Annotated in this window: 19 protein-coding genes and 1 tRNA gene; 12 read left to right on the forward strand and 8 right to left on the reverse strand. The window is 65.5% G+C overall.

The window, feature by feature from the left end; all coding sequences use genetic code 11:
- Nucleotides 1-116: 116 nt before the first annotated feature.
- From NLR35_RS18685 to NLR35_RS18725, 9 genes are all read left to right on the forward strand, one after another.
- On the forward strand, nt 117-1310 hold the full coding sequence (locus NLR35_RS18685) for a substrate-binding domain-containing protein (protein ID WP_257167981.1): 1194 nt from the start codon (nt 117-119) through the stop codon (nt 1308-1310).
- A gap of 65 nt (nt 1311-1375) precedes the next feature.
- A complete protein-coding gene (locus NLR35_RS18690) occupies nt 1376-2140 on the forward strand; it encodes an ABC transporter ATP-binding protein (protein ID WP_257167982.1) in 765 nt (254 codons plus the stop codon).
- Nucleotides 2137-2859: an ABC transporter ATP-binding protein gene (locus NLR35_RS18695; protein WP_257167983.1), complete on the forward strand. Its 723-nt coding sequence runs from the start codon at nt 2137-2139 to the stop codon at nt 2857-2859. Before NLR35_RS18690 ends, NLR35_RS18695 begins: the two co-directional genes overlap by 4 nt.
- Entirely contained in the window at nt 2856-3866 is a 1011-nt protein-coding gene (locus NLR35_RS18700) for a branched-chain amino acid ABC transporter permease (protein ID WP_257167984.1), read from the forward strand. Before NLR35_RS18695 ends, NLR35_RS18700 begins: the two co-directional genes overlap by 4 nt.
- Nucleotides 3863-4933 (forward strand): branched-chain amino acid ABC transporter permease, encoded by a 1071-nt coding sequence (locus NLR35_RS18705; protein WP_257167985.1) that lies wholly within the window; start codon nt 3863-3865, stop codon nt 4931-4933. The genes NLR35_RS18700 and NLR35_RS18705 overlap by 4 nt, the downstream gene beginning before the upstream one ends.
- Before the next feature lie 203 nt (nt 4934-5136).
- On the forward strand, nt 5137-8241 hold the full coding sequence (locus NLR35_RS18710) for an EAL domain-containing protein (RefSeq protein WP_257167986.1): 3105 nt from the start codon (nt 5137-5139) through the stop codon (nt 8239-8241).
- Nucleotides 8242-8444: 203 nt separating this feature from the next.
- Nucleotides 8445-8849, forward strand: a complete 405-nt coding sequence (locus tag NLR35_RS18715) for a YccF domain-containing protein (protein ID WP_257167987.1) — start codon at nt 8445-8447, stop codon at nt 8847-8849.
- A gap of 139 nt (nt 8850-8988) precedes the next feature.
- Nucleotides 8989-9065, forward strand: a tRNA-Arg gene (locus NLR35_RS18720).
- 305 nt (nt 9066-9370) lie between these two features.
- Entirely contained in the window at nt 9371-10042 is a 672-nt protein-coding gene (locus NLR35_RS18725) for a hypothetical protein (RefSeq protein WP_257167988.1), read from the forward strand.
- Nucleotides 10043-10055: 13 nt separating this feature from the next.
- Here the strand turns inward: NLR35_RS18725 and NLR35_RS18730 are convergent, their stop codons facing one another.
- From NLR35_RS18730 to NLR35_RS18745, 4 genes are all read right to left on the reverse strand, one after another.
- Nucleotides 10056-11252: an acyl-CoA dehydrogenase family protein gene (locus NLR35_RS18730; protein ID WP_257167989.1), complete on the reverse strand. Its 1197-nt coding sequence runs from the start codon at nt 11250-11252 to the stop codon at nt 10056-10058.
- A 92-nt stretch (nt 11253-11344) separates the two neighbouring features.
- Nucleotides 11345-12358 carry a formamidase gene (locus NLR35_RS18735; RefSeq protein ID WP_257167990.1) on the reverse strand — a complete coding sequence of 338 codons (1014 nt, stop codon included), beginning with the start codon at nt 12356-12358 and terminating at the stop codon, nt 11345-11347.
- 125 nt (nt 12359-12483) lie between these two features.
- Nucleotides 12484-13047, reverse strand: a complete 564-nt coding sequence (locus NLR35_RS18740; protein ID WP_257167991.1) for a TetR/AcrR family transcriptional regulator — start codon at nt 13045-13047, stop codon at nt 12484-12486.
- Between the two features lie 138 nt (nt 13048-13185).
- Nucleotides 13186-13647: a nuclear transport factor 2 family protein gene (locus tag NLR35_RS18745; RefSeq protein WP_257167992.1), complete on the reverse strand. Its 462-nt coding sequence runs from the start codon at nt 13645-13647 to the stop codon at nt 13186-13188.
- Between the two features lie 280 nt (nt 13648-13927).
- On the opposite strand from NLR35_RS18745, the gene NLR35_RS18750 reads away from it, so the two are divergent.
- Nucleotides 13928-15517 carry an ATP-binding protein gene (locus tag NLR35_RS18750; protein WP_257167993.1) on the forward strand — a complete coding sequence of 530 codons (1590 nt, stop codon included), beginning with the start codon at nt 13928-13930 and terminating at the stop codon, nt 15515-15517.
- Nucleotides 15518-15603: 86 nt separating this feature from the next.
- The gene (locus NLR35_RS18755; RefSeq protein WP_257167994.1) at nt 15604-16164 is read left to right on the forward strand and encodes a hypothetical protein; all 561 of its coding nucleotides are present in this window, start codon (nt 15604-15606) and stop codon (nt 16162-16164) included.
- A 1091-nt stretch (nt 16165-17255) separates the two neighbouring features.
- On the opposite strand, the gene NLR35_RS18760 is transcribed toward NLR35_RS18755, so the two are convergent.
- Entirely contained in the window at nt 17256-17513 is a 258-nt protein-coding gene (locus tag NLR35_RS18760; protein WP_257167995.1) for a hypothetical protein, read from the reverse strand.
- A gap of 367 nt (nt 17514-17880) precedes the next feature.
- Between NLR35_RS18760 and NLR35_RS18765 the strand changes: the two genes are divergently transcribed.
- Nucleotides 17881-18702 (forward strand): outer membrane protein, encoded by an 822-nt coding sequence (locus NLR35_RS18765; RefSeq protein WP_257167996.1) that lies wholly within the window; start codon nt 17881-17883, stop codon nt 18700-18702.
- A 62-nt stretch (nt 18703-18764) separates the two neighbouring features.
- Here NLR35_RS18765 and NLR35_RS18770 read toward each other — a convergent pair whose 3' ends face one another.
- From NLR35_RS18770 to NLR35_RS18780, 3 genes are read right to left on the reverse strand one after another with little or no spacing between them, the layout of a single operon-like run.
- Complete coding sequence (locus tag NLR35_RS18770; RefSeq protein ID WP_257167997.1) at nt 18765-19889, reverse strand: ABC transporter permease; 1125 nt, start codon at nt 19887-19889, stop codon at nt 18765-18767.
- Between the two features lie 3 nt (nt 19890-19892).
- Nucleotides 19893-22640 (reverse strand): ribosome-associated ATPase/putative transporter RbbA, encoded by a 2748-nt coding sequence (gene rbbA, locus NLR35_RS18775; RefSeq protein WP_257167998.1) that lies wholly within the window; start codon nt 22638-22640, stop codon nt 19893-19895.
- Nucleotides 22637-23737, reverse strand: coding sequence for an HlyD family secretion protein (locus NLR35_RS18780; RefSeq protein ID WP_257167999.1), 1101 nt, complete (start codon nt 23735-23737; stop codon nt 22637-22639). Before NLR35_RS18780 ends, rbbA begins: the two co-directional genes overlap by 4 nt.
- Nucleotides 23738-23763: the final 26 nt, after the last annotated feature.

A 23763-nucleotide genomic window follows, 5' to 3' on the forward strand; every position in this document is an offset into this window, starting at 1 on the left:
CCGTCAGCACAAAGTATGAGCGAAGCCAGACTGCCGCCGAAAGCGCCTTGACCCGGCCTAAGCCTGCACACTATCAGTTGCAGACAACAGCCGCCGGTAGCTGGAAGGAAGGCTTCGTGAGAACGTCACATATTTTCAAAGGCATTGTTTCATCACTGACTGCAGCCCTGCTGGCCACCGCCGCCCAGGCCGATGATCTGAAAATCGCTCTCATCTACGGCAAGACCGGCCCGCTCGAAGCCTATGCCAAGCAGACCGAAGCGGGCCTCCGCCTCGGCTTCGAATATGCCACCAAGGGCACCAACATGATCGACGGTCGCAAGATCGTCATCATTACCAAGGACGACCAGGGCAAGCCCGACCTGTCGAAGACCGCTTTGTCCGAAGCCTATCAGGATGACGGCGCCGACATCGCGATCGGCACGACATCCTCGGCCGCAGCGCTCGCCGACCTGCCGGTCGCCGAGGAGAACAAGAAGATCCTGATCGTCGAGCCCGCCGTGGCCGACCAGATCACCGGCGAGAAGTGGAACCGCTACATCTTCCGCACCGGCCGCAATTCCTCGCAGGACGCGATCTCCAACGCGGTCGCGATCGGCAAGCCCGGCGTCACGGTCGCCACCTTGGCGCAGGACTACGCCTTCGGCCGCGACGGCGTCGCCGCGTTCAAGGAGGCGCTCGCCAAGACCGGCGCCACGCTGGGCGCCGAGGAATATGTGCCCACCAACACCACCGACTTCACCGCCGTCGGCCAGCGCCTGTTCGATGCGCTGAAGGACAAGCCGGGCAAGAAGATCATCTGGGTGATCTGGGCCGGCGCCGGCGATCCGCTGACCAAGCTGCAGGACATGGATCCGAAGCGCTACGGCATCGAGCTGTCGACCGGCGGCAACATCCTTCCCGCCCTCGCCGCCTATAAGCGGCTGCCCGGCATGGAAGGCGCCACCTACTACTACTATGACATCCCCAAGAACCCTGTGAACGACTGGCTGGTGGCCGAGCACCAGAAGCGCTTCAACGCGCCGCCAGACTTCTTCACCGCAGGCGGCTTCTCCGCGGCCATGGCCGTCGTCACCGCGGTGACCAAGGCGAAGTCGACCGACACCGAGAAGCTGATCACGGCGATGGAGGGCATGGAGTTCGATACGCCGAAGGGCAAGATGATCTTCCGGAAGGAAGATCACCAGGCGCTGCAAAGCATGTATCACTTCCGCGTCAAGGTCGACCCGAACCTCGCCTGGGCGGTCAACGAGCCGGTGCGCGAGATCAAGATCGACGAGATGGCGATCCCGATCCGCAACAAGCGCTGACGATTGCATTCGTGCCCGGCCCTCGCGCCGGGCACGTCCACTTTGGAAGTCCTACAGCTGACGCCATGACACTTGCTCTCGAAACCCGCGACCTGACCATCCGCTTCGGCGGCCACGTCGCAGTCAACAGCGTCAGTTGCAGCTTCCGGCCCGGTGAGCTCACCGCGATCGTCGGCCCCAACGGCGCCGGCAAGACGACCTATTTCAACCTGATCTCCGGCCAATTGTCCGCCTCTTCGGGCTCCATCTTGTTTGACGGCCGCGACATCACCTCGCTTTCCGCGCCGCTGCGCACCCGCGCCGGACTTGGACGCGCGTTCCAGCTGACCAATCTGTTCCCCAATCTCAGCGTCGAGGAGAATGTCCGCCTCGCCGTGCAGGCACAGAGCGGCACACATTACGACCTTCTCCGCCCGTGGATGGCGCGGCGCGACCTGATTGCACGCGCGGATGCGATCCTCGATCAGGTCGCGCTCGGCAGCCGTCGCAGCGTTACGGCGACGACGCTGTCGCATGGCGACCAGCGCAAGCTCGAGGTGGCGCTGATGATGGCGCTGGAGCCGAAGGTCTTCATGTTCGACGAGCCGACCGCCGGCATGAGCATCGACGAGGTGCCGGTCGTGCTCGATCTCATCGGCCGGCTCAAGCAGGACAAGAGCAAGATCATTCTGCTCGTCGAGCACAAGATGGACGTGGTGCGCTCGCTCGCCGATCGGATCATCGTGCTGCATAACGGCCAGCTCGTCGCCGACGGCAAGCCGACGGAGGTGATCGCCTCGCCGATCGTGCAGGAGGCCTATCTCGGCGTCTCGCCGCGGAGCGCGGCATGAGCACGCTGCTGAAGCTGTCGGGCGTCGAGACCTATATCGGCCGCTATCACATCCTGCAGGGCGTCGACTTCGAGGTGCCCGAGGGCCAGACGACGATGCTGCTTGGGCGGAACGGCGCGGGCAAGACCACGACGCTCCGCACGATCATGGGGCTGTGGCAGGCAAAGAGCGGCAGCATTTCGCTTGCCGGCGAGTCGATCGAGAAGCTCGCGACGCCAGATATCGCCCAGCGCGGCGTCGGCTATGTGCCCGAGAGCATGGCGGTGTTCTCCGATCTCACCGTCAAGGAGAACCTGGTGCTGGCGGCGCGCAACGGCCCGCTCGACGATGCCCAGCTCGCCTGGATCTTCGGCTTCTTCCCGGCCCTGAAAAAGTTCTGGCTGTCGCGCGCCGGCAGTCTCTCCGGCGGACAGAAGCAGATGCTGTCCATCGCGCGTGCGATCGTCGAACCCCGCAAGCTGCTCCTGATCGACGAGCCGACCAAGGGACTGGCGCCGGCGATCGTGATGTCGCTGATCGAGTGCCTCAAGGAGATCAAGCGCCGTGGCGCAACGATCCTCCTCGTCGAGCAGAACTTCCACGCCGCGCGCGAGCTCGGCGACCAGGTGCTGGTGATGGACAACGGCACCATCGTCCATCGCGGCGAGATGGCCGCGCTCGCCGCCGACGTGCCGCTGCAGGAGCGCCTGCTCGGCCTCAGCCTGGAGGCGCATCAATGAGCGAGATTGCCGCAACCGACGCGCTGCCGAAGCCGAAGCGCGACATCGCGCCGCTGCTGCTCCCCGTCGTGCTGGCGCTCCTGATGATCCCATTGATCGGATCTGAGAGCTCCTGGGTCACGCTCACCGTGGCGAGCCTCGCGATGGGCATGATGATCTTCATCATGGCCTCCGGCCTGACGCTCGTCTTCGGGCTGATGGACGTGCTCAATTTCGGCCACGGCGCCTTCATCGCCGTCGGGGCCTATGTCGCAACCCTGGTGCTGCTGCCGCTCGCGAGTTGGGCGCAGGCCGATTCGCTGCTGACCAACCTCGCCGTCCTCGTTCCTGCGGCGCTGCTGTCGATGGGCGTGACCGGTGCACTTGGTCTCGTTGTCGAGCGCGTGCTGGTGCTGCCGGTGTATGGCCAGCATCTGAAGCAGATCCTGATGACAACCGGCGGCCTCATCGTCGCCGAGCAGACGCTCTATGCGCTGTTCGGCCCGCAGATCATCCCGCTGCCGCTGCCCACGGCATTCCGCGGCTCCTTCATCCTCGGCGACGTCGCGATCTCGAAATACCGGCTGCTGGCGCTGCTCATCGGCCTCGTGATCTTCATCGCCATCGAGCTGGTGCTGAACCGCACCAAGATCGGCCTCCTGATCCGCGCCGGCGTCGAAAACCGCGAGATGGTCGAGGCGCTCGGCTACCGCATCCGTCGGCTGTTCCTCGGCGTGTTCATGACAGGCTCGGCGCTCGCCGGACTCGGCGGCGTGATGTGGGGGCTGTATCGCGAACAGGTCCATGCCTCGATCGGCGACGAGCTCACCGTGCTCGTGTTCATCGTCGTGATCATCGGCGGGCTCGGCTCGATCACCGGCTGCTTCATCGGCGCGATCCTGGTCGCGATGGTCGCCAATTACGGCGGCTTCCTGGTGCCGAAGCTCGCCCTCGTCTCCAACATCCTGCTGATGGTCGCCGTTCTGATGTGGCGGCCGCGCGGCCTCTATGCGGTGACCAGCCGATGATGATCCTGTCCGGCGATCCGCCCCGCAGCCGCGCGCTGTCGATCCTGCTCGTCGTCATCGTGCTGGCGCTGCTGGCGACGCCCTTCATCTTCCCCGGCGCCAAGGCGCTCAACGTCGCCGCCAAGATCTGCATCTTCGCAGCGCTGGTCGCCTCCTACGACCTGCTGCTCGGCTACACCGGCTCGGTGTCGTTCGCCCACACGATGTTCTACGGCATCGGCTCCTACGCGATCGCGATCGCGCTCTACGGCCTTGGTCCCAACTGGACCTCGGTCGCCGCGGCCGTCGCGGCTGGACTGCCGCTCGCGCTACTGCTCGCGCTCGCCATCGGCCTGTTCTCGCTACGCGTCGAGGCCATCTTCTTCGCCATGATCACGCTCGCCGTCGCCTCCGCCTTCCTGGTGCTGGCCTCGCAGCTCTCATGGTTGACGGGCGGCGAGGACGGCCGCAGCTTCCAGCTGCCCGAGTTGCTGCGCCCCGGCACCGTGTTCATCGGCAAGGAATGGTTCGGCTTTACGGTCAATGGCCGCATCCTGACCTACTACCTGGTGTTCTTCGCCTGCGCGCTGATGATCCTGGCGCTGCTGCGCGTGGTCAACTCGCCGTTCGGCCGCGTGCTGCAGGCGATCCGCGAGAACAGGTTTCGCGCGGAGGCGCTTGGCTTCCGCACCGTCTTTCACCTGACCTACGCCAACTGCATCGCGGCCATGATCGCCGCGAGCGCCGGCATGCTGAACGCGCTGTGGCTGCGCTACGCCGGGCCGGACACGTCTCTGTCATTCTCGATCATGCTCGACATCCTGCTGATGGTCGTGATCGGCGGCATGGGCACGATCTATGGCGCGATCATCGGCGCGGCCATCTTCATCCTCGCCCAGAACTACCTGCAGGCGCTGATGAGCATCGCCTCCACCGCCGCAGCCGATGCCGGGCTCCCGCTGCTGCCGGGGCTGCTGCATCCCGACCGCTGGCTGCTGTGGCTGGGCCTGCTGTTCATCGCCAGCGTCTACTTCTTCCCGACCGGCGTCGTCGGCCGTCTCCGCAGCAAGCCCGGTTCATCACGCTAGGCTGCAATTACCATTAAAACTTTGCGCAACATGGCCGTCCTGACAGCGCAACCGCGGTACTCCGATGGAGAACCGGCCGTTTGAGACGAGGTTTCATCCTCGCCTTAAGCCCGGGCTAACCGCGTTTCCTAACCGCTCCGGTACCACTGGCTTGTTATCAAGCTTGCTTGCAACAGGTCATTTCCTTCCGGGTCGATCAGGGCATGCAGGGCGCAGCAGACACGTCGGGGGCCGGCGCAATCGAGCCGGAACGGATTGGCACGTCCCTCTGGCGCGGGCCGGTGCCGTGGCTGATCGCCTGCGGTGCGCTGCTGATCGCAGCCATCGTCATCGGCACGATCGTGACGGCGAACGACTTTCGCGCCCGCACGATCGCCAACAATGAGCGTGAACTCGAGAACACGGTCCTGCTGCTGAGCCGGCATTTCGGCCAGCAATTCGAGGACGCCGAGACGGCAGTGTCGCACGCGATCCGCCGCATGCAGCTGGGATCGATCAGCTCGCCCGACGCGTTCCGCGCGCGGATGTCACAGCCCGACATCCGCGAGATGCTGCAGTCGCAGGTCAACGGCCTGTCCTACATGGGCGATCTCACGTTGATCGGAGACGACGGCCATTTCGTCAATTGGTCGACCAACGATCCGCTGCCCTCCATCGACGTCAGCGACCGCCCGTACTTCAAGGACCTCAAGTCGTCCTCGCAGCCGGACGGCTTCGTCATCGCGCCGGTGATGAGCCGCGTCACCGGCGGCTGGGCCACGATCGTCGCGCATCGCCTGAGCGGCGCCAACGGCGAATTCCTGGGCCTGCTCACGCGCCGCGTCGACCCGCGCGCCTATGAGACATTCATGGCGTCGATCGCCCTCGGCAAGCACGCGGCGATTACCTTGTTCCACGCCGACGGCACGGTGCTGGCGCGCTATCCGCATGTCGCCTCAGTCATGGGACGCAGGATCGCCACCGGCAACCTGCACCGCACGGTGGCCGACGGCAACGTCCACACCGGCCTGATCACCAGTCCCGTCGACGACGTCGAGAAGATCGCAGCCGGCGCCAAGGTCGGTCGCTTTCCGCTGACCATGACAGCGACCAAGACCGTGGACGACGCGCTGGCCGATTGGCGTTCGCAAATGGTGCTGCTGGTCGCGGCGGCGATGCTCGCCATCCTCGTCATCGCCATCATGTTCAGCCTGATGATCCGGCAGATCGTGCGCCAGAACCGGATCGCAACACAGCAACTCGAGGACGAGAAGCAGCGGGTCGAGACCGCGCTCGACAACATGACGCAGGGGTTGATCTCGTTCGACGCGAATGCCTGCGTGGTGATGTTCAACCAGCGCTTCATCGATCTGCTCGACCTGTCCACCGACGTGATCCGGCCCGGCCTGCACCTCCGCGAGGTCGTCGCGCACTGCAAGGCGCGCGGCGCCTTCGTCGGCAACGATGCGGATTTCTGCGCAGATGTCATCAATCGGGCGGCGGCCGGCGGCACGTCGCAGATGGTCACGGAGGCAAGCTCGGGCCGCTTCTTCAACGTCATCGACAAGCCGCTGTCATCCGGCGGCTGGGTCACGACCATCGAGGACATCAGCGAGCATCGCAGGCTGGAGCAGGAGCGCGACCGCAATCATAGGTTCCTGCGCGAGATCATCGACCACATCCCGTCGCACATCATGGTCAAGGATGTCCGCGACCGCCGCTACGTGCTGGTCAACCGCTCCTCCGAGCGCGGCTTCGGCTTGCAGGGCGACGAGATCGTCGGCCGGACGGTGTTCGACCTGCTGCCGCGATCGACGGCTGAAAAGGTGACCGCCGACGACGATCGCGCGCTGGAGCAGCCGGACGGGCTGGTCCTCGCCGAGCACCCCTGGCAGACCCCTGCGCTGGGCGCGCGCTACATCACCTCGCGGCGCATCGCCATCGCCGACGAGCAGCACCGGCCGCGCTACCTGATCAACGTGATCGAGGACACCACCGAGCGGCGCCTGGCCGACGAGAAGATCGCCCACCTTGCTCATTTCGATGCGCTGACGGAGCTGCCGAACCGCGTGCTGTTCCGCGAGCGCATCGATCAGGAGCTGGAGCGCGCGCGCCACGGCACCTTCTTCGCGCTGCTCTACATCGACGTCGACGAGTTCAAGGGCATCAACGACTCGCTCGGCCATCATGTCGGCGACGAACTCCTGAAGACGATTGCGCGGCGCATCGAGAGCTGCCTCGGGCCGGAGGACATGGTCGCCCGGCTCGGCGGCGACGAGTTCGCCGTGCTGCTGACGACGGTGGCCGACCAGGATGAAGTCATGGTCGCCGCGCGGGAAATTCTGGAGACGATCCGCAAGCCCTATCGCTGCCTCGGCCATCAGCTGTCGACCGATGCCAGCATCGGCATCGCGCTGGCGCCGCAGGATGGCGTGGAGTGTGATCAGCTGACCAAGAATGCCGACCTGGCGATGTATGCCGCCAAGGCCGGCGGCCGCCACACGTTCCGCTTCTTCGAACCGTCGATGGACGAAAGTGCGCGCGCCAGGCTGCAACTGCAGCAGGATCTGCGCCGCGCCATCGCCGAAAGCCAGTTCGAGCTGCATTACCAGCCGCTGCTCGGCTTCACCGAGAACGTCATGACCGGCTGCGAGGCGCTGCTGCGCTGGCGCCATCCCGAGCGCGGCATGGTGCCGCCGCTCGACTTCATCCCGCTCGCCGAGGACACCGGGCTGATCAACGAGATCGGCGACTGGGTGATGCGCACCGCCTGCGCGGAGGCGGCGAGCTGGCCGGCCGACATCCGCATCGCGGTCAACGTCTCGCCGGTGCAGCTGAAATCGCCGACCTTGGCGCTACGCATCGCGAGCGCGCTCTCGGCCGCCGGCCTCGCACCGGAGCGGCTCGAGGTCGAGATCACCGAGGCGGTGCTGATCAGCGACGACGACGTCGCGCTCAGCATCCTGCATCAGCTGCACGACATGGGCGTGCGCATCGCGCTGGACGATTTCGGCACCGGCTACTCGTCGCTGAGCTATCTCAAGCGGTTCCCATTCGACAAGATCAAGATCGACCGCTGCTTCGTCAGCGACATCGACGCCGGAAGCTCGTCGGCGATCGTCCAGGCGGTGGTGAGCATCGCGGCCGCCAGCAACATGACGACGACCGCCGAGGGTGTCGAGACCGGCGCGCAGCAGACGGCGCTGCGCCAGCTCGGCTGCACCGAGATGCAGGGCTACCTGTTCAGCGCGCCGAAGCCGGCCGCCGAGCTGCGCAAGCTGTTCGCGCCGGACGCGGCGACCGCCGAGGACCTGCAAGCCGCCGGCTGATGTCGGTCGGCAGGCTCCGTTTGCGTGATCATCGGCCGGCGCGATGAGCACGCGCTGCCAGCCGCGCATGGTCGCGACCGCGATCACACCGATGAATTTGCGCCAACCGTCGCCCAGCAACGGCCTGCGGCGTTATGGTGCGCCGCCTTTGTTCCGGCCGAGGACCACCTATATAAGCGCCGTCGGAACCCGGAAGGTGGCCCATGCAACCCGTCTCATTGCTCCTCAACGTCCTCTGGATCGTGCTCGGCGGCGCCTATATGGCGTTCGGCTGGCTGGTGGCGGCGGTGGTCATGGCCATCACGATCGTCGGCCTGCCCTGGGCGAGGGCCGCCTTCAACATCGCCGCCTATACGCTGCTGCCGTTCGGCTCGCGCGCCGTGCGCCGTGAGGAAGTCACCGGCATGGAGGATATCGGCACCGGGCCGCTGGGCCTGCTCGGCAACATCATCTGGTTCGTCCTGGCCGGCTGGTGGCTGGCGCTCGGCCACCTCCTGACCGCGATTGCGCTGGCGGTGACCATCATTGGCCTGCCCTTCGCCTGGGCCCACCTGAAGCTGGCCGGCCTGGCGCTGTGGCCGATCGGCAAGACCATCGTGCCGGCGTAACGCCGACCCGCGGGCGCGGATCCTCCGCCAGCGCCGGGGCGCAGCCTCCGGGCGCCGGACGATCCGTCACGTGGTCGCGAAAGCAACGCCCAAAGGGCGTTGCCGACCACGGGCCAATCGGCTACACCGTTCTCCGCACGCACCCGTAGCTCAGCTGGATAGAGCGTTGCCCTCCGAAGGCAAAGGTCACACGTTCGAATCGTGTCGGGTGCGCCAGTTCCGGGCTTGATCCTGTCATGCGGTTAGGACGCCTTGCGGCTTTTCTCCTCGCCTGCGTACCGGTCCACGGCGCATTGTCTCCAATGCATGTTCGACATCCCCCGCGAGTATTCCGATAGTCGCTTGCCGCTGTCGCAGCGGCCAGAAGGCGGCATGAAGATGTGCCGAATCCATCCAGTTCGCCCGTCTCGGCCTGGAGCGGTGGCGATCGAGCCACGTTGCGCTCAGACCCGTCGCGCAGGCCTCCTCACGCACGAGGAGGGGCGGACCGGCCCGCCACAATCCTGCAAAGAGGGGACAAGATGACAAGGACGCCACTTGTCCTGCCCAACGCTGCCGAGGGACGCTCGTTCCTGGTCGTGGTCGGTCGTCTCGTCGGAACGTCGCTTCCCCCCGAAGGACTCTTTTTCCAACCCATTCACGGCGACATCGACGACATCGGCTTTTGCCACGGCGAGAACCAGGATTTATCGGATCGTCCACCCCGGCCAGAGAAGGTCCCTTACGACAGCTGGTGTCGGGAGAGGTTCTTCTTCATCCAATCTGTCGAGGACAGCAGCTCGCTCGGCAGCGTGGATGTGAAAGAGACCTTGGTCTACGATGATCGAATGCGTGGGGACATCGACTTTACCGGCATCATGGTGACCCTCTCTCTGCAACAACACGCATACGATGCGTATCTGGACCATGTCGGACTGGTCCGACAGCCCGAGCTGCTTGATCACGAATCGTGGGATGGCCGCATTCTCCTCCGCATCCCCGCGCGCCCTTTCGCGTTTCCGATGCCGCGCGGAAGCACTAAGCCGTGGCAAACGAGAACGTTCGTCGGTGAATTGCAGCCGATTGTCCGCTTCACGTTCGACGAGATCGAAATCCAACCGCTTCGTGACGACCAAGGCCGCCGCGTAACGTTGGGCGAGGCCGCGTGCGACGGAGATCCCGGCTGGCAGGCGCCCTTGCGTCTGCGGGCCTGACGCGCAGCACGCCTCAGCCGCGCACCACCCCGGCCCGCGCCTTCAGAAACTCGCGCGCGACGATCAGCTTCTGCACTTCGGTCGCGCCTTCGTAGATGCGCAGCGCGCGGATCTCGCGGTAGAGGCTCTCGACGATCTCGCCCTTGCGGACACCGCGGCCGCCGAACATCTGCAGCGCGCGGTCGATGACGCGCTGCGCGGTCTCGGTGGCGGTGAGCTTGGCCATGGCGGCCTCGCGGGTGGTCGGCAGCTTCTGGACGTCGCGGCGCCAGGCGGCGCGGTAGGTCAGCAGCGCGGCGGCGTCGGTGTCGGTCGCCATCTCGCCGAACGCGGCCTGCGTCATCTGCAGATCGGCCAGCGCACCGCCGAACATCTGGCGGCTCTGCGCATGCGCGCGCGCTTCGTCGAGCGCGCGGCGGCCGAAGCCGAGCGCGGCGGCGGCGACGGAGGCGCGGAAGATGTCGAGCGTCTGCATCGCGAGCTTGAAGCCGCCGCCGGGCGCGCCGAGCCGCCGGCTCGCCGGGATGCGGCAGTTCTCCAGCCGCAAGGTCGCCAGCGGATGCGGCGCGATCACCTCGATGCGTTCGGCGACCGAGAAGCCGGGATCGTCGGGGTACACGACGAAAGCGGAGATGCCGCGCGCGCCTGGCGCTTCGCCGGTGCGGGCGAACAGCGTGTAGACATCGGCGATGCCGCCGTTGGAGATCCAGGTCTTCTCGCCGTCGAGCACGTAAGCATCGCCGTCCAGCCGCGCGCTGCAGGCCATCGCAGCGACGTCGGATCCCGCCTCCTTCTCCGACAGCGCAAAGGCGGCGAGCCATTCACCCGAGCGCACCTTGGGCAGCACGGTCACGCGCAGCTCGGGCGAGCCGCCGAGCGCAATAGCGCCGGAGCCTAGTCCCTGCATCGCGAAGGCGAAGTCGGCGAGTCCGTCGGCATAGCCCAACGTTTCACGCGACAGGCAGATCGCGCGCGAGTCGATCGCCGACGCATCCGCGTCCGGCGCGACGACAGCGCTGTCGAGCAGGCCGGCCGCGCCCAGCGCACGCACGATCTTGCGGCAGGCGGCATCGACATCGCCGTGGTTGAATTCGTCGAGCACGCCCGAGCCGACGAAGCGGTCGAGCTGCGTGCACAGGTCGCGGTGCCGCGGCTCGAAGAACGGCCAGTCGAGCCAGTCGCGGGGGATCACCTTCGCCGATGCACTCATGACAAGACCCGTCTGCCAATTATTTTAAACATAAAATAATTGGCCGGCGATCAATCTGTCAAGCTTGGCGCGCCCCGCACACGGACAGCCGCCTACTCCGCCGCCTTGCCGAGCTTACCGAACACGCGGGTCGGCGCCGGAAAGCCGCAGGAGGTGCCGTCGGTGATCTTGACCTGATCCTCCCACGGCAGGCGATAAGTGCCCGCGACCATGTCGTGCATGAAGGTATAGGGGCAATCCATCGCGCCGCCCTTCACCGCGACGTAGCCGCGATGCCAGAGCTGATAGATGTTGTTCTCGACGCCCCAGCCGAGGCGCGCCTCGCGCACGAGATCGGGCCGCACCTCGGCCGTGATGATCTCGTCGGCGCGGCCGGTGGTGCCGTGAGCGAGAATGCTGCCGTCGAAATTCACGATCATGCCCTCGCCCATCGAATCGAACGAGCCGTCGGAGCCGCACATGCAGACATTCGCCGTGACCATCAGGTTCTGGAATGCGTTCGCCTGGTTGGTGAAGCGCCAGCTGTCGCGGATCGGCGCGGTGTAGCCGGCCGTGCGGATCATGATCTCCGCGCCCTTGTAGGCGCATTCCCGCGCCATCTCCGGGAACATGCCGTCATGGCAGATGATCAGCGCGATCTTGGCGTCGCGCGGTCCCTCGATCACGGGGATGCCGAGATCGCCCGGCTCCCACGGCTCGACTGGAATCCACGGATGCAGCTTGCGGTAATACAGCTTGATGTCGCCATGATCGTCGATGATCAGGCCGGAATTGTAGGGATTGCCGTCGGGGTTGTACTCCATGATGGAGAAGCAGCCCCAGATCTTGTTGTCGATGCAGGCCTGCTTGAAGGCCGCGACCTCCGGCCCGTCGAGCCGGCACATGATCTCCGGATTGGTGTCCATCGACAGGCCGTGCAGCGAATATTCCGGGAAGACCACGAGATCCATGGTGCCGAGATTGCGCCGGGCCTTGCCGACCATCCAGACGATCTTCTCGGTCTGCCGCGCAAGATCCTCTTTGGTCACGACGACCGGCAACTGAAGTTGCACCAGGCCGATGACCACGCCGTGGTCGGATTTGTTGAGACCGCCGAGCCCATTCATGCCGGACCTCCCTGTGTCGCTGCCGTCGGAATTTTGGCCAAGACAACCACGATTCCGCGGACGCCGCGCGCCGATTTTTCAGCGCGCGCTGCCGCTTGCGCAGGCAGCGGCGACGTTCGGTTCCGTCAGAGTGAAGGTGGTTGCTGCAGACGCCCTTGGAACCGCGTCAAAGCGCGGCCGAACACGGCCTCATCGCCCGTCGCGCGCGCCAGCACCAGCGCCCCCTGGATGCCGAGCACGACCTCCTCGGCGCGATCAGCGGCCGCTGCCGCCGGCCAACCGCCACGCACCAGCGCGTCGCGCAGCGACTCGATCCAGCGCGTGAAGTAGCTGGCGATCACGGCCGCGAAGCGGTCGCGCGTCTCGTCGAGTGCAAACGCGCCGACGAGGCAAACCCGCCGTCCGGAGCGGAAGTAGTCATCGACCCCACGCCACATCCGCGCAATCGCGACGTCAGGGACGTCGGCACGCAACGGCGCATAGATCTCGCGCTCGAACCAGTCGTCGACATGCGCCAGCACGGCGCGCGCCATCTCATCCTTCCCTCCGGGAAAGAAGTGATACAGGCTGCCCTTGCCGAGGCCCGTCCGCTCGGTGATGCGGCTGAGCGAGGTGCCCTCGAAGCCGTGCTCGCGGAAGACCTCGGCGATGACGGGGATGACGTCGTTGCGCTCATGGAGCGTCCGCATGACTCTCTCGCTCTCACACTCTCTAGAAGTCACGTAACCGGCGTCCCGGAGGGGGTCACCTCTCCCCAATGGGGCCTCGATGGGGGGGAGGTGAACCGAGACCGCCGCACCAAGTTTTGCGCCGGGAGACCGGCGAACTCACAGTCCCAATTCTGTCAGTCCGGGGTGATCGTCCGGACGGCGCCCCTGCGGCCAGTGGAATTTCCGCTCGCTCTCCCGGATCGGCAGGTCATTGATGCAGGCATAGCGATGCTGCATCAGCCCCTCAGCGTCGAATTCCCAGTTCTCATTGCCGTAAGACCGGAACCAGTGGCCGCTGTCATCGCGCCACTCATAGGCGAAGCGCACGGCGATACGGTTGTCGGTGAACGCCCAGAGCTCCTTGATCAGGCGGTAATCGAGTTCCTTCACCCATTTGCGGGTGAGGAAGGCAACGATCTCGGCTCGGCCGGTGATGAACTCGGCGCGATTTCGCCAGCGGCTATCGGGTGTGTAGGCCAGCGAAACCCGCTCGGGATTTCGGCTGTTCCAGCCATCCTCGGCCATTCGCACCTTCTGAATGGCGGTCTGCGGTGTGAAGGGTGGGGCTAGCAGGCTCATTTGGGCTCTCCGTTGTACCAATTCGTATAGCCTGTACCTATCGGTACAAGATGTCAAGTCGCCGGGCTCGGGACCGGCGGCCCCTCATCCCCAAGCGACTGGCGAACTTCGATGATGGGGATGTCAGCCCAAGAGCTGCGGTGCGCACCTACCGATCTTTACATCGCGCCAGTCAGCACGCTTGTGTGCTCAATGGAAATTTGAATGATCTGCTCAGGGAACCGGCCGGATCGCGGGGACAACACGGTCCGCCGGCCAGACGCTGTGGGGATTACCGGACATGTCGAAGCTCACGCCGCATGGCGAGTGCCTGCTGTGGTCGCCCGAACTCATCTGGGTGAATGCGATCTCCGACACCCTGATCTCCTTCGCGTTCTTCACGATCGCGTTCGTGCTCGGCTATATCGTCTATCGACGCCGCGACTTTCAGTTCAGCTACATCTTCTGGGCGTTCGCGCTGTGGGTGTCGATCTGCGGGCTGACGCGGCTGATCGAGGTGCTGACGCTCTGGGTGCCGGCCTATGTGCTGGAGGCGACGACCAAGGGCTTCCTGGCGTTCATGTCCGCCGGCATCGCCGCCGCGCTGCTGCTGCTGCTGCCGCGGGTCCTCACGATGCCCTCCCGCGCCGAGCTGAAGCAGGCCTATGCGCAGCTCGAGGAGGAGACGCGGCAGCGGCGCACCGCGGAGGCCATGGTCAAGCGCTTCCAGGAGATCGAGGCGACCGAGACCCAGGTCCGCCAGGCGCAGAAGATGGAGGCGATCGGCCAGCTCACCGGCGGCGTCGCGCATGACTTCAACAACATCCTGACGGTGATCACCGGCACCATCGAGATCCTCGCGGAAGCGGTGAAGGACCGGCCGCAACTGGTGCAGATCACCAGCCTGATCAACTCGGCCGCGGCGCGCGGCGCCGACCTGACCAAGCATCTGCTGGCCTTCGCCCGGCGCCAGCCGCTGCAGCCGCGCAGCGTCGACATCAACGGCATGGTGGTGGACACCGCGCGCCTGCTGCGTCGGACGCTCGGCGAGCAGATCGAGATCGAATCCATGTTGGCGCACGATTCCGCACCGGCGATGATCGATCCCAGCCAGCTTTCGACTGCGATTCTCAATCTCGCGCTGAACGCGCGCGACGCCATGCCTGAGGGCGGCAAGCTGACCTTGGAGACCAAGAACGTCCTGCTCGATAACGCCTATGCGCGGATGAATCCGGAGGTGATCCCCGGCAACTACGTGATGATCGCGGTCAGCGACACCGGCGTCGGCATTCCGGCCCATCTGCTGGACAAGGTGTTCGAGCCGTTCTTCACGACCAAGGACGTCGGCAAGGGCGTCGGCCTCGGGCTCAGCATGGTCTACGGCTTCGTCAAGCAGTCCAACGGCCACATCAAGATCTACAGCGAGCCGGGCCACGGCACCTCGGTGAAGCTGTACCTGCCGCAGGCCACGGTCGATGCGGAGATGCGGCTCGCGGAGGCCAACACCGCCGGGATGGAGCGCGGCGACGAATCCATCCTGATCGTCGAGGACGATGCGCTGGTGCGCGAATATGTCATCGCCCAGATCAAGCGGCTCGGCTACACCACCTTGGCAGCCAGCAAGGCCGATGAAGCCCTCGGACTGATCGACAGCCCCGCACGCATCGATCTCCTGTTCACCGATATCATCATGCCCGGCGGCATGAACGGACGTCAGCTCGCGATCGAAGCGTTGAAGCGGCGTCCGACCCTGAAGGTGCTCTACACATCCGGCTACACGGAGAACGCAATCGTGCATCATGGCCGGCTCGACGCCGGCGTGCTGCTCCTCACCAAGCCCTATCAGAGCGCGGATCTCGCCCGCATGCTCCGGACGGCGCTGAACTCGTGAGCGGCGATCGCATGATCCGGCCCGCGCATCCGTACGTTTCGCGAACGGATGCAGCGTCCGAACGCCTGCGGAATCGAGGGACTTGAATGCGTGACATGTTCGGGCGCTGGCTGGCCGCCGTCCAGGCCTATGCGTCAGCCGATGATCCCCAGTCCGACATCGCCGCCAAGGTGGCGCTGGTCATCGTCTCCAACCAGCCGTTCTATCCGCTGTATCTCCACGCCATCGCCGGCACCGCCGCCTGGCCGGCCTGGCTCACGCTGCTGACGACGCCATTGTTCGCCAGCGTGCCGGTGCTGGCGCGGCGCAATCCGTTCGCCGGCCGCGCACTGATGGTGCTGGCCGGCACGCTGAACACGGTGTTCTGCGTCAAGCTGTTCGGCGCGCAGAGCGGCGTCGAGTTGTTTCTCATTCCCTGCGCCCTGCTCGGCGCCTTGCTGTTCCGGCCCGACGAACGCATCCGCTCGCTGCCGCTGCTGGCGCTCCCGTTCGTGTCCTATCTGCTGATCGATTCCCGGCTCGGCGCCCCCGTGATGCGCGTCGCCGACGCCAACTACGCCTCGCTGGTCGCGATCAACGCGATGAGTGTCGCTGCGCTGACCGCACTGATAGGCCTGCTCGCCTCTGCGCGCATGACGACGGAGTAGCCCCTTATTCGGCTGCCAGCCCGGACAAGTCCGGCAACGCGCAGCGTTGGCGGGCGCAGATCCGGGATCCATACGCCGTGCTATCAGTGTCGCGCACGCTGGAGCGGCGTTCTTCGTCACAACGATCGCCTGTGGTTATGGGTCCCGGGTCGGCGCCCGACGTCGCTCTGCGACGTCAGGCTTGCCCGGGACGACACCGGTTTTTGACGACGCACTGGATCAACTCACTCCGCCTCTCATCCCCTCCGCCGTCATCCCGGACAAGTCCGAACACGCGACAGCGCGGTCGGGCGCAGATCCGGGATCCATACGCCGCGCTGTCCGTGTCGCGCACGCTGGAGCGGCGTTCTTCGTCACAACGATCGCCTGTGGTTATGGGTCCCGGGTCAACGCCATGACGTCGCTTCGCGGCGCCACGGCTTGCCCGGGACGACATCGGTTTTTGACGACGCACTGGATCAACCCGCGCGTCGCGATCCCCGGAGGACAATGAGTCGCCCGTCGGGCAGCGTGACACGCGGTGGCGCTTCAATCAGCCTCCATCGACGACCGTTGACGCGTGCGGCTCAAAACCGATTTCACGCACGGCCTCAACGCGATGACCTCTGTCCAGATGCCGGCGCAAAAATATTCCGCTTTCGCTTTTTCGGAATCTGGTGTCTGCTGACCTCACACCGCCTCGGGCAGAGGGCGTATCGCGGTCGTCACGACACGCGAGGCGGGGAGCGATGGCCGCGGCGACCGCAGCATTCTCTTCGGGGGATGCCGACGAACGGTTCGCGGCGGACGGTGAAGTCGTGTGGTCCTGACACCCCGAGGCCGGTGTCCGCGCTGACGCGTGAGCGTGATGCGCAACGGTGGCCAGAAAGCCGGTGCACCGAGGAGAGCACGTATAAGCCGTAGCCCGTTGCGCAGGGAAGGCCGGGATGTCCGGCCAAGCCTGTGGTTCCTGCCCCGTGCATTTATCTCGCACGGGGGCCGCAGGCGCCGGTCGGCGCCTGGTCTTCCCTGCTCCTCTCACGTCGAGAGGGTCCATTGTCGCATCACCTCGGGCGCTGATCGCGCTACGAGACGAAGAGCTGTTTGTCGAATTATGCCGCAGCGTACTGCCAAGGCGACGGCGCGTAGGAGGGAGCGTGATAGTTCCGATTCGCCGGTGGCTGCGACGGCGCCTGGCGCGCGACGAAATAGGCTTCGAGCTCGGCGACCGCCCGGCTTTCCCATTCCGCGGCCTGCGCCAGCAACGAGTCGCGCTGATGGGGACGAAATGCCGCAGTCTGCCGGTACAAGGACGCGACGGTACGATAGCGCCGCACGTTTTCGAGAACCGCTTCCCCATTCATCGTCATGATTGCTCTCCCCTCTCCGTCCCCTCAGGACGCCCCGAAGGTGCACGGGCGCGCTTTGCGAAATCGTTAGCAGCCGGCACAGCGCGTTCTAATGGTTGGCAAATCCTTGCCTAAGAGAATGCATCGAATTGTCTCGATCATCATCGCCAGGAATGGATCCGCCGACCGGCCCGGAAGCCTACGCGGTCCCTTTACGGATTCTTAGGGTTAAGCGCCCGAGCTCCGAAAGTGACGTAATCACAGATACTTAGTGACGTGATCACAGACGCATCCGAACACGAGTGTTGTAGTTCGACTACAGCCGGGCGGCCCAGAGTGTGAGAGGAGCATGTCAGAACGTTGCTGAATTTGATCAGGGATTGTGACCATGAAAATGCTTGCCTCCGCCGTCTCGCTGCTGCTCGCGAGCTCGCTCAGCGCCCTCGCCGCAGATCTGCCGGCCCGCTACACCAAGGCTCCGCCGCCGGCGGCGATCTACAACTGGACCGGCGGCTACTTCGGCGGCAACGTCGGCTACGGCTGGGGCCGCTCGAACCTCGGCACGACTCTCGACCAGACCAGCAGTTGGGCCGTCGAAGGCGCCGCCTTCCAGAATCAGTTCGTCAGCATCAGCAACAACAGGCTGAATCCGGCCGGCGTGTTGGGTGGCTTGCAGGCCGGCTACAACTGGCAAAGCGGCGCGGGTGTGTTCGGCATCGAGGCCGACATCAACGGCTCGGACATCAACAAGCGCGTCGTCTATACCGCCCCCAATGCGCCGACCACCCGGACGTTCAACGAAAGCATCCGGAGCGACTGGTTCATGACCCTTCGCGGCCGCGCGGGCTACGCGGTCGATACCACGCTGTTCTATGTCACGGGCGGCCTTGCGGTCGGCAACGTCAAGGGCAGCTGGGATCTGACCTCCGGCAATGGCTACGCCAAGACCGGCTCCGCCAACGAGACGAAGGTCGGCTGGACCGTCGGCGCGGGCGTGGAGCACGCGTTCGCACCAAACTGGACGGTCAAGGCCGAATATCTCTACACCGATCTCGGCAGCATCAACTACACCTCCGCCTATGTCCCGGGCAGCACCTTTGCTCCTCCCGGCTCCAATTATCGCGAAAACCTGTCTCAGGACTTCTCGTTCCACACCGTTCGGATCGGCGTGAACTACAAGTTCGGCAGCCCGGTCGCAGCCCGCTACTGATCGCGGCCGCAACGGCATCCGCGCGCACAGGCCTCGGCTCCGCCGGGGCCTTTTTGCTGAGCTCAAGCCGCCGCGATCGCGGCCCGGAACCGCCGCAGGGTGAGCCACAGCACCAGCGCAGCGATGACGGCGACCGACACGAATTGCGGCCATACGACATCGAGGCCGGCGCCGCGATAGAGGATCGACTGGGCGAACGACACGAAATGCGTCGACGGCGACGCCTTCATGATCGTCGAAAGCCAGACCGGCTGGCTCTCCACCGGCGTCATCCCGCCGGAGAGCATGTTGATCGGCACGGCGACCAGGATATAGAGCAGCCCGAGCTGCGGCATCGAGCGCGCGATGGTGCCGAGAAACAGGCCGACGGCGGTGGCGAAAAACAGATAGAGCACGGTGCCGCCGAGAAACAGCGGGATCGAGCCCATGATCGGCACCTGCAGGTACCATCTCACGACGAGATAGAGCGCCACCGCGACGGCGACCGCGATCACGAGCGCATTGGCCCAGATTTTCGACATCGCAATCTCGAACGGCGACAGCGGCATCACCAGCAGATGATCCATCGTGCCATGCTCGCGCTCGCGCACCAGCGCCGCGCCGGCCAGGATGACCGCCAGCATGGTGACGCTGTTGATGATGCCCATCACGCCCTCGAACCAGGCGGTCGTGACGTTGGGGTTGAAGGCGATCCGCGTCACCAGATTGACCGGCGCCTGCACCGACACCTCCGAACGGGCGACGAACCAGCCGACCTCGGTGGTGATGATCTGAAGCGCATAGCCGGAACCGATGCCGGCCTGGATCATCGCGGTGGCGTCGACATTGAGCTGCACCGACGGCTTGCGGAGCGCGAGGACGTCGCGCTGGAAATTCGGCGGAATGTCGAGCACGAAGGTGAAGCGGCCGTCGTTCATCAGCGGCTCCACCTCACGCTGGCTGATGTAGACGGGCTTCTGGAAATAGGGCGGGAGGAACGCAGCCGCGATGCGGCGCGACAGCTCGGAATTGTCCTCGTCGACGACGGCGATCGAGGCGCGGTGCAGCTCCTGCGAATTGCTCTGCGCCTGGCTGATCACCGCCACCGTGAACGAATAAACCACGAGCCCGATCAGCACGAGGTCGCCGAACAGGCTGCGCAGCTCCTTGGTGCCGAGCCAGAAGATGTTGGAGAGCGAGCGCATCATGGCTCAGCGCTCCTGCTTCGGCAGCATGGCGAGGCTGACCCCGGTCAGGACCGGGATGAAGACGAGCAGCACCAGGATATCGAACCAGACATCAGCAAAGCCCAGCCCCTTGGTGAAGGTGCCGACCGTGATCGGGCGATAATAGGTCATCGGGAAGCCCATGCCGAGCAGGCGGGCGACGCCCGACAGCGACGACACCGGGACCAGCATTCCCGAGAACTGCGTCGCCGGCAGCACGGTGAGGATCGCGGTGCCGAACAGCGCGGCGATCTGGGTGCGGCAGAAGGTCGAGATCAGCATGCCAAAGCCGGTGGTCGTGATCACATAGACGACGGTGCCGACCAGCAATGGCGGGAAGTCGCCTTTCATGGGCACCTGGAACAGGGTCAGCGCCATGACGTACATCAGCGCGAAGTTGACCAGGGCGACGGCGATATAGGGCAGTTGCTTGCCGACCAGGAATTCCAGCCGCGTCACCGGCGTGACGTAGAGATTGGTGATCGAGCCGAGCTCCTTTTCCCGGACCACCGCGAGCGCCATCAGGATCGCCGGAAACAGCGCCAGCAGCAGCGCGATCGTGCTCGGCGCCATTGCATAGATGCTGTCGAAGGCCTGGTTGTATTTGAACCTGATCTCGACACTGACCGGCGAGGCGGCCTGCGGCCGCGTCGTCTTGACGGCGGGGTCGGACAGATAGAGCTGATGCGTGCCTTCGAGATAGCCGCGGATGGTCTCGGCGCGGAACGGCATCGCGCCGTCGATCCACGCCGACACGAAGGCCGGACGCCCGCGCTTGATGTCGACGCCGAAGTTCGGCGGGATCTCGATCGAAGCCTTGATGTCCCCGCTTTTCATCCGCCGCTCCAGCTCGGCATAATCGGCCAGCGGCGGCTTCTCGACGAAATAGCGCGAGCCGCGGAGCTCGGCGAGATAGGCGCGGCTCTCTGGCGTCTGGTCGCGATCGAGCGCGGCGAAGGTGAGGTTGTTGACGTCGGTCGAGATGCCGAAGCCGATCACGATCATCAGGAACGCCGTCCCGAACAGCGCGAACATCAGCCGGATCGGGTCGCGGATCAGCTCGAGCCCCTCCCGGATCGTATAGGCCAGCAGCCGCCGCAGGCTGAAGCCGCTCCGGGCGCCGCCATGGTTCGGCGCGGCCTGAGGATGCGCGGCGGACTGCGCTTGGGTCAGCGTGACCGGCGGATCGGCGACGCCGGCGTCCTGTTCCAGGAACGCGATGAAAGCCTGCTCGAGCGTCTGCGCTCCCTTGGCGCGGATCAGCCCGTCCGGCGTATCGGTCGCCAGCACGCGGCCCTCATGCATCAGCGACAGCCGATCGCAGCGCGCCGCCTCGTTCATGAAGTGGGTCGAGACGAAGATCGTCATGCCGTCCCGGCGCGACAGCTCGATCAGCAGCCGCCAGAACTGATTGCGCGCGACCGGGTCGACGCCGGATGTCGGCTCGTCCAGGATGAGCAGATCGGGCTTGTGGACGATCGCCACCGCGAGCGACAGCCGCTGCCGGATGCCGAGCGGCAGATCGGCGGCGAGCCCGTCGACGTGCTCGGCCAGGTCACAGCGGTCGATCAGTTCGGCAATCCGCTTCGCGGCGACGTCGCGCGGCAGCTGGAACAGCCGGGCATGCAGCACCAGATTCTGCCGCACGGTGAGCTCGCCATACAGCGAGAACGCCTGCGACATGTAGCCGACGCGGCTGCGCGATTCGTGGTTGCCGGCCTCCATGGAGCGGCCGAAGATGAGCGCCTCGCCGGCCGTCGGAGGCAGCAGGCCCGTCAGCATCTTCATCGTCGTGGTCTTGCCGCAACCGTTCGAGCCGACGAAGCCGAAGATCTCGCCTTTGCGAATCTCGAAGCTCACATCGTCCACGGCGGTGAAGTCGCCGAAGCGGCAGGTCAGGTCGCGGGCGACGATGACCGTCTCATGGCTGCCGTCGAGCTTGGACTTGACCGGCATCTGGCCGTGATCGCGCGAGCCGTCTGCAGGCAGGAGCGCAATGAAGGCGTCCTCGATCGTGTCGGCCCCGGTCCGCGCCTTGAGTTCGGCCGGCGTGCCGGTCGCGAGAATGCGGCCATCGTTCATGGCGATCAGCCAATCGAAACGCGCAGCCTCCTCCATATAGGCGGTGGCGACGATGACGCTCATGCCGGTGGCGCTGCGCGCACGCAAGCGATCGATCAGGTCCCAGAACTGCCGGCGCGACAGCGGATCGACGCCGGTGGTCGGCTCATCCAGGATGAGGAAATCCGGATCATGGATCAGCGAGCAGCACAGGCCGAGCTTCTGCTTCATGCCGCCCGAGAGCTTTTTCGCTGGCCGGTCGGCGAAATCGGACAGCGCCGTCGCCTGCATCAGCTCGTTGATGCGCCAGTCGCGCTCGGCGCGGGCTTGGCCGAACAGGCGCGCGAAGAAGGCGATGTTCTCGCGCACGCTGAGATCCGGGTAGAGATTCCGGCCGAGCCCCTGCGGCATGTAGGCGATGCGCGGACAGATCCGCTCGCGCGCGCGCCGGTCGGACATGTCGGCACCGAGCACGACCGCTTGCCCGTTCTGGATGGCGCGGGCGCCGGTCAGGATCGACAGCAGCGACGACTTGCCGACACCGTCCGGCCCGATCAGGCCGACGACGCAGCTGCTCGGAATTTCCAGCGAGAGGTCGTCGAGCGCGGTGACGTCGCCATAGCGTTGGGACAGATGCCTCGCGACCGCGACCGGAGGCGCTGATGGGCTCATGGCGCAGCTTGCAGGCGGGCGGGCCATGCAATGTCGGGATTCCACCTGACATAGGCGACGCCGGGCAACCCGCTCCTGACGGCATCGGCGTGGGCGGCCAGGCGATCCGGGTCGACGCGCACGCGAATGCGGAACATCAATTTGTCACGCTCGCTGCGAGTCTCCACCGTCTTGGGCGTGAACTGCGCCTGGGTCGCGACGAACGACACCTTGGCCGGAATGGGACGATCAGGATAGGCATCGAGCACGATGCGGGCGTCGCTACCGACCTTGATCTTGCCAACCTCCTCCGTCGGCAAGAACACGTCCATGTAGACATAGCCGATGTCGAGCATGGTGAAGACCTTGCCGCCCGCGCCCAGGACCTCGCCGACATTGGCAAGCCGGTACTGGATGCGGCCCGCCTTCGGCGCGATCAGCGAGTTGTCGGCGATCTGTACCGTGTAGAGCGCGACATCGTGACGAACGGCTTCGAGCCCGCGCTCGGCCTCCGAGATCCGCGCCTGTGCGCCGGCAAGGCCCGCGGCGGCGGCATCGAGCGCCTGCTGGCGCTGGTCGGCGAGCTCGCGCGTCGTCCAGCCGTTTTGCAGCAGGCTGCGGGTGCGCTCCATCTCCTGCTCGGCCAGCGTTTTCTGCGACTGCAATTGCGCCAGATTGGCGCGCGCCTGATCGACCACATGCTGCGCCTGTTCCGCCTGCGCAGTGGCCTTCGACAGCGACTGCTGCAACTCCTTGCTGTCCATCCGGGCGACGATCTGACCGGCCTCGACGAGATCGCCGATATCGGCAGGCAGCTCGGCGACGCGGCCGGCATATTTGGTCGCGATGTCGATCTCGTCCGCCTCGATACGGCCGTTGCTGAAGCTGATGCCGGGCGGCAGCGGCGGATGCAGACGCTGCCACCACACATAGCCGCCCCCTCCGGCCGCACCGACGATCAGGAGCAGCAGCAGAAGCGGCCACCGACGCCGCGCCGGTCGCGGCTCATGCGCCGCGGGGACAGGCAACACCGGCGCCGGAACGAGCGCTGCGGATTCGGCGCGAACCTGCTGAACGGGCCGTTCGTCTCCGACGAGCTGGGTGTCCTGTGGATCCATTCCGAAAGAGCCTTCTTCACTGAAGC

It is taken from the genome of Bradyrhizobium sp. SRS-191, assembly GCF_024586915.1.
Classification (GTDB): domain Bacteria; phylum Pseudomonadota; class Alphaproteobacteria; order Rhizobiales; family Xanthobacteraceae; genus Bradyrhizobium.

Bases quoted from the DNA above. Each gene is read 5' to 3' on its own strand.
- NLR35_RS18690 (WP_257167982.1), top strand. From the start codon at position 1,376: ATGACACTTGCTCTCGAAACCCGCGACCTGACCATCCGCTTCGGCGGC.
- NLR35_RS18695 (WP_257167983.1), top strand. From the start codon at position 2,137: ATGAGCACGCTGCTGAAGCTGTCGGGCGTCGAGACCTATATCGGCCGC.
- NLR35_RS18700 (WP_257167984.1), top strand. From the start codon at position 2,856: ATGAGCGAGATTGCCGCAACCGACGCGCTGCCGAAGCCGAAGCGCGAC.
- NLR35_RS18705 (WP_257167985.1), top strand. From the start codon at position 3,863: ATGATGATCCTGTCCGGCGATCCGCCCCGCAGCCGCGCGCTGTCGATC.
- NLR35_RS18710 (WP_257167986.1), top strand. From the start codon at position 5,137: ATGCAGGGCGCAGCAGACACGTCGGGGGCCGGCGCAATCGAGCCGGAA.
- NLR35_RS18715 (WP_257167987.1), top strand. From the start codon at position 8,445: ATGCAACCCGTCTCATTGCTCCTCAACGTCCTCTGGATCGTGCTCGGC.
- NLR35_RS18725 (WP_257167988.1), top strand. From the start codon at position 9,371: ATGACAAGGACGCCACTTGTCCTGCCCAACGCTGCCGAGGGACGCTCG.
- NLR35_RS18730 (WP_257167989.1), bottom strand. From the start codon at position 11,252: ATGAGTGCATCGGCGAAGGTGATCCCCCGCGACTGGCTCGACTGGCCG.
- NLR35_RS18735 (WP_257167990.1), bottom strand. From the start codon at position 12,358: ATGAATGGGCTCGGCGGTCTCAACAAATCCGACCACGGCGTGGTCATC.
- NLR35_RS18740 (WP_257167991.1), bottom strand. From the start codon at position 13,047: ATGCGGACGCTCCATGAGCGCAACGACGTCATCCCCGTCATCGCCGAG.
- NLR35_RS18745 (WP_257167992.1), bottom strand. From the start codon at position 13,647: ATGAGCCTGCTAGCCCCACCCTTCACACCGCAGACCGCCATTCAGAAG.
- NLR35_RS18750 (WP_257167993.1), top strand. From the start codon at position 13,928: ATGTCGAAGCTCACGCCGCATGGCGAGTGCCTGCTGTGGTCGCCCGAA.
- NLR35_RS18755 (WP_257167994.1), top strand. From the start codon at position 15,604: ATGCGTGACATGTTCGGGCGCTGGCTGGCCGCCGTCCAGGCCTATGCG.
- NLR35_RS18760 (WP_257167995.1), bottom strand. From the start codon at position 17,513: ATGACGATGAATGGGGAAGCGGTTCTCGAAAACGTGCGGCGCTATCGT.
- NLR35_RS18765 (WP_257167996.1), top strand. From the start codon at position 17,881: ATGAAAATGCTTGCCTCCGCCGTCTCGCTGCTGCTCGCGAGCTCGCTC.
- NLR35_RS18770 (WP_257167997.1), bottom strand. From the start codon at position 19,889: ATGATGCGCTCGCTCTCCAACATCTTCTGGCTCGGCACCAAGGAGCTG.
- rbbA (WP_257167998.1), bottom strand. From the start codon at position 22,640: ATGAGCCCATCAGCGCCTCCGGTCGCGGTCGCGAGGCATCTGTCCCAA.
- NLR35_RS18780 (WP_257167999.1), bottom strand. From the start codon at position 23,737: ATGGATCCACAGGACACCCAGCTCGTCGGAGACGAACGGCCCGTTCAG.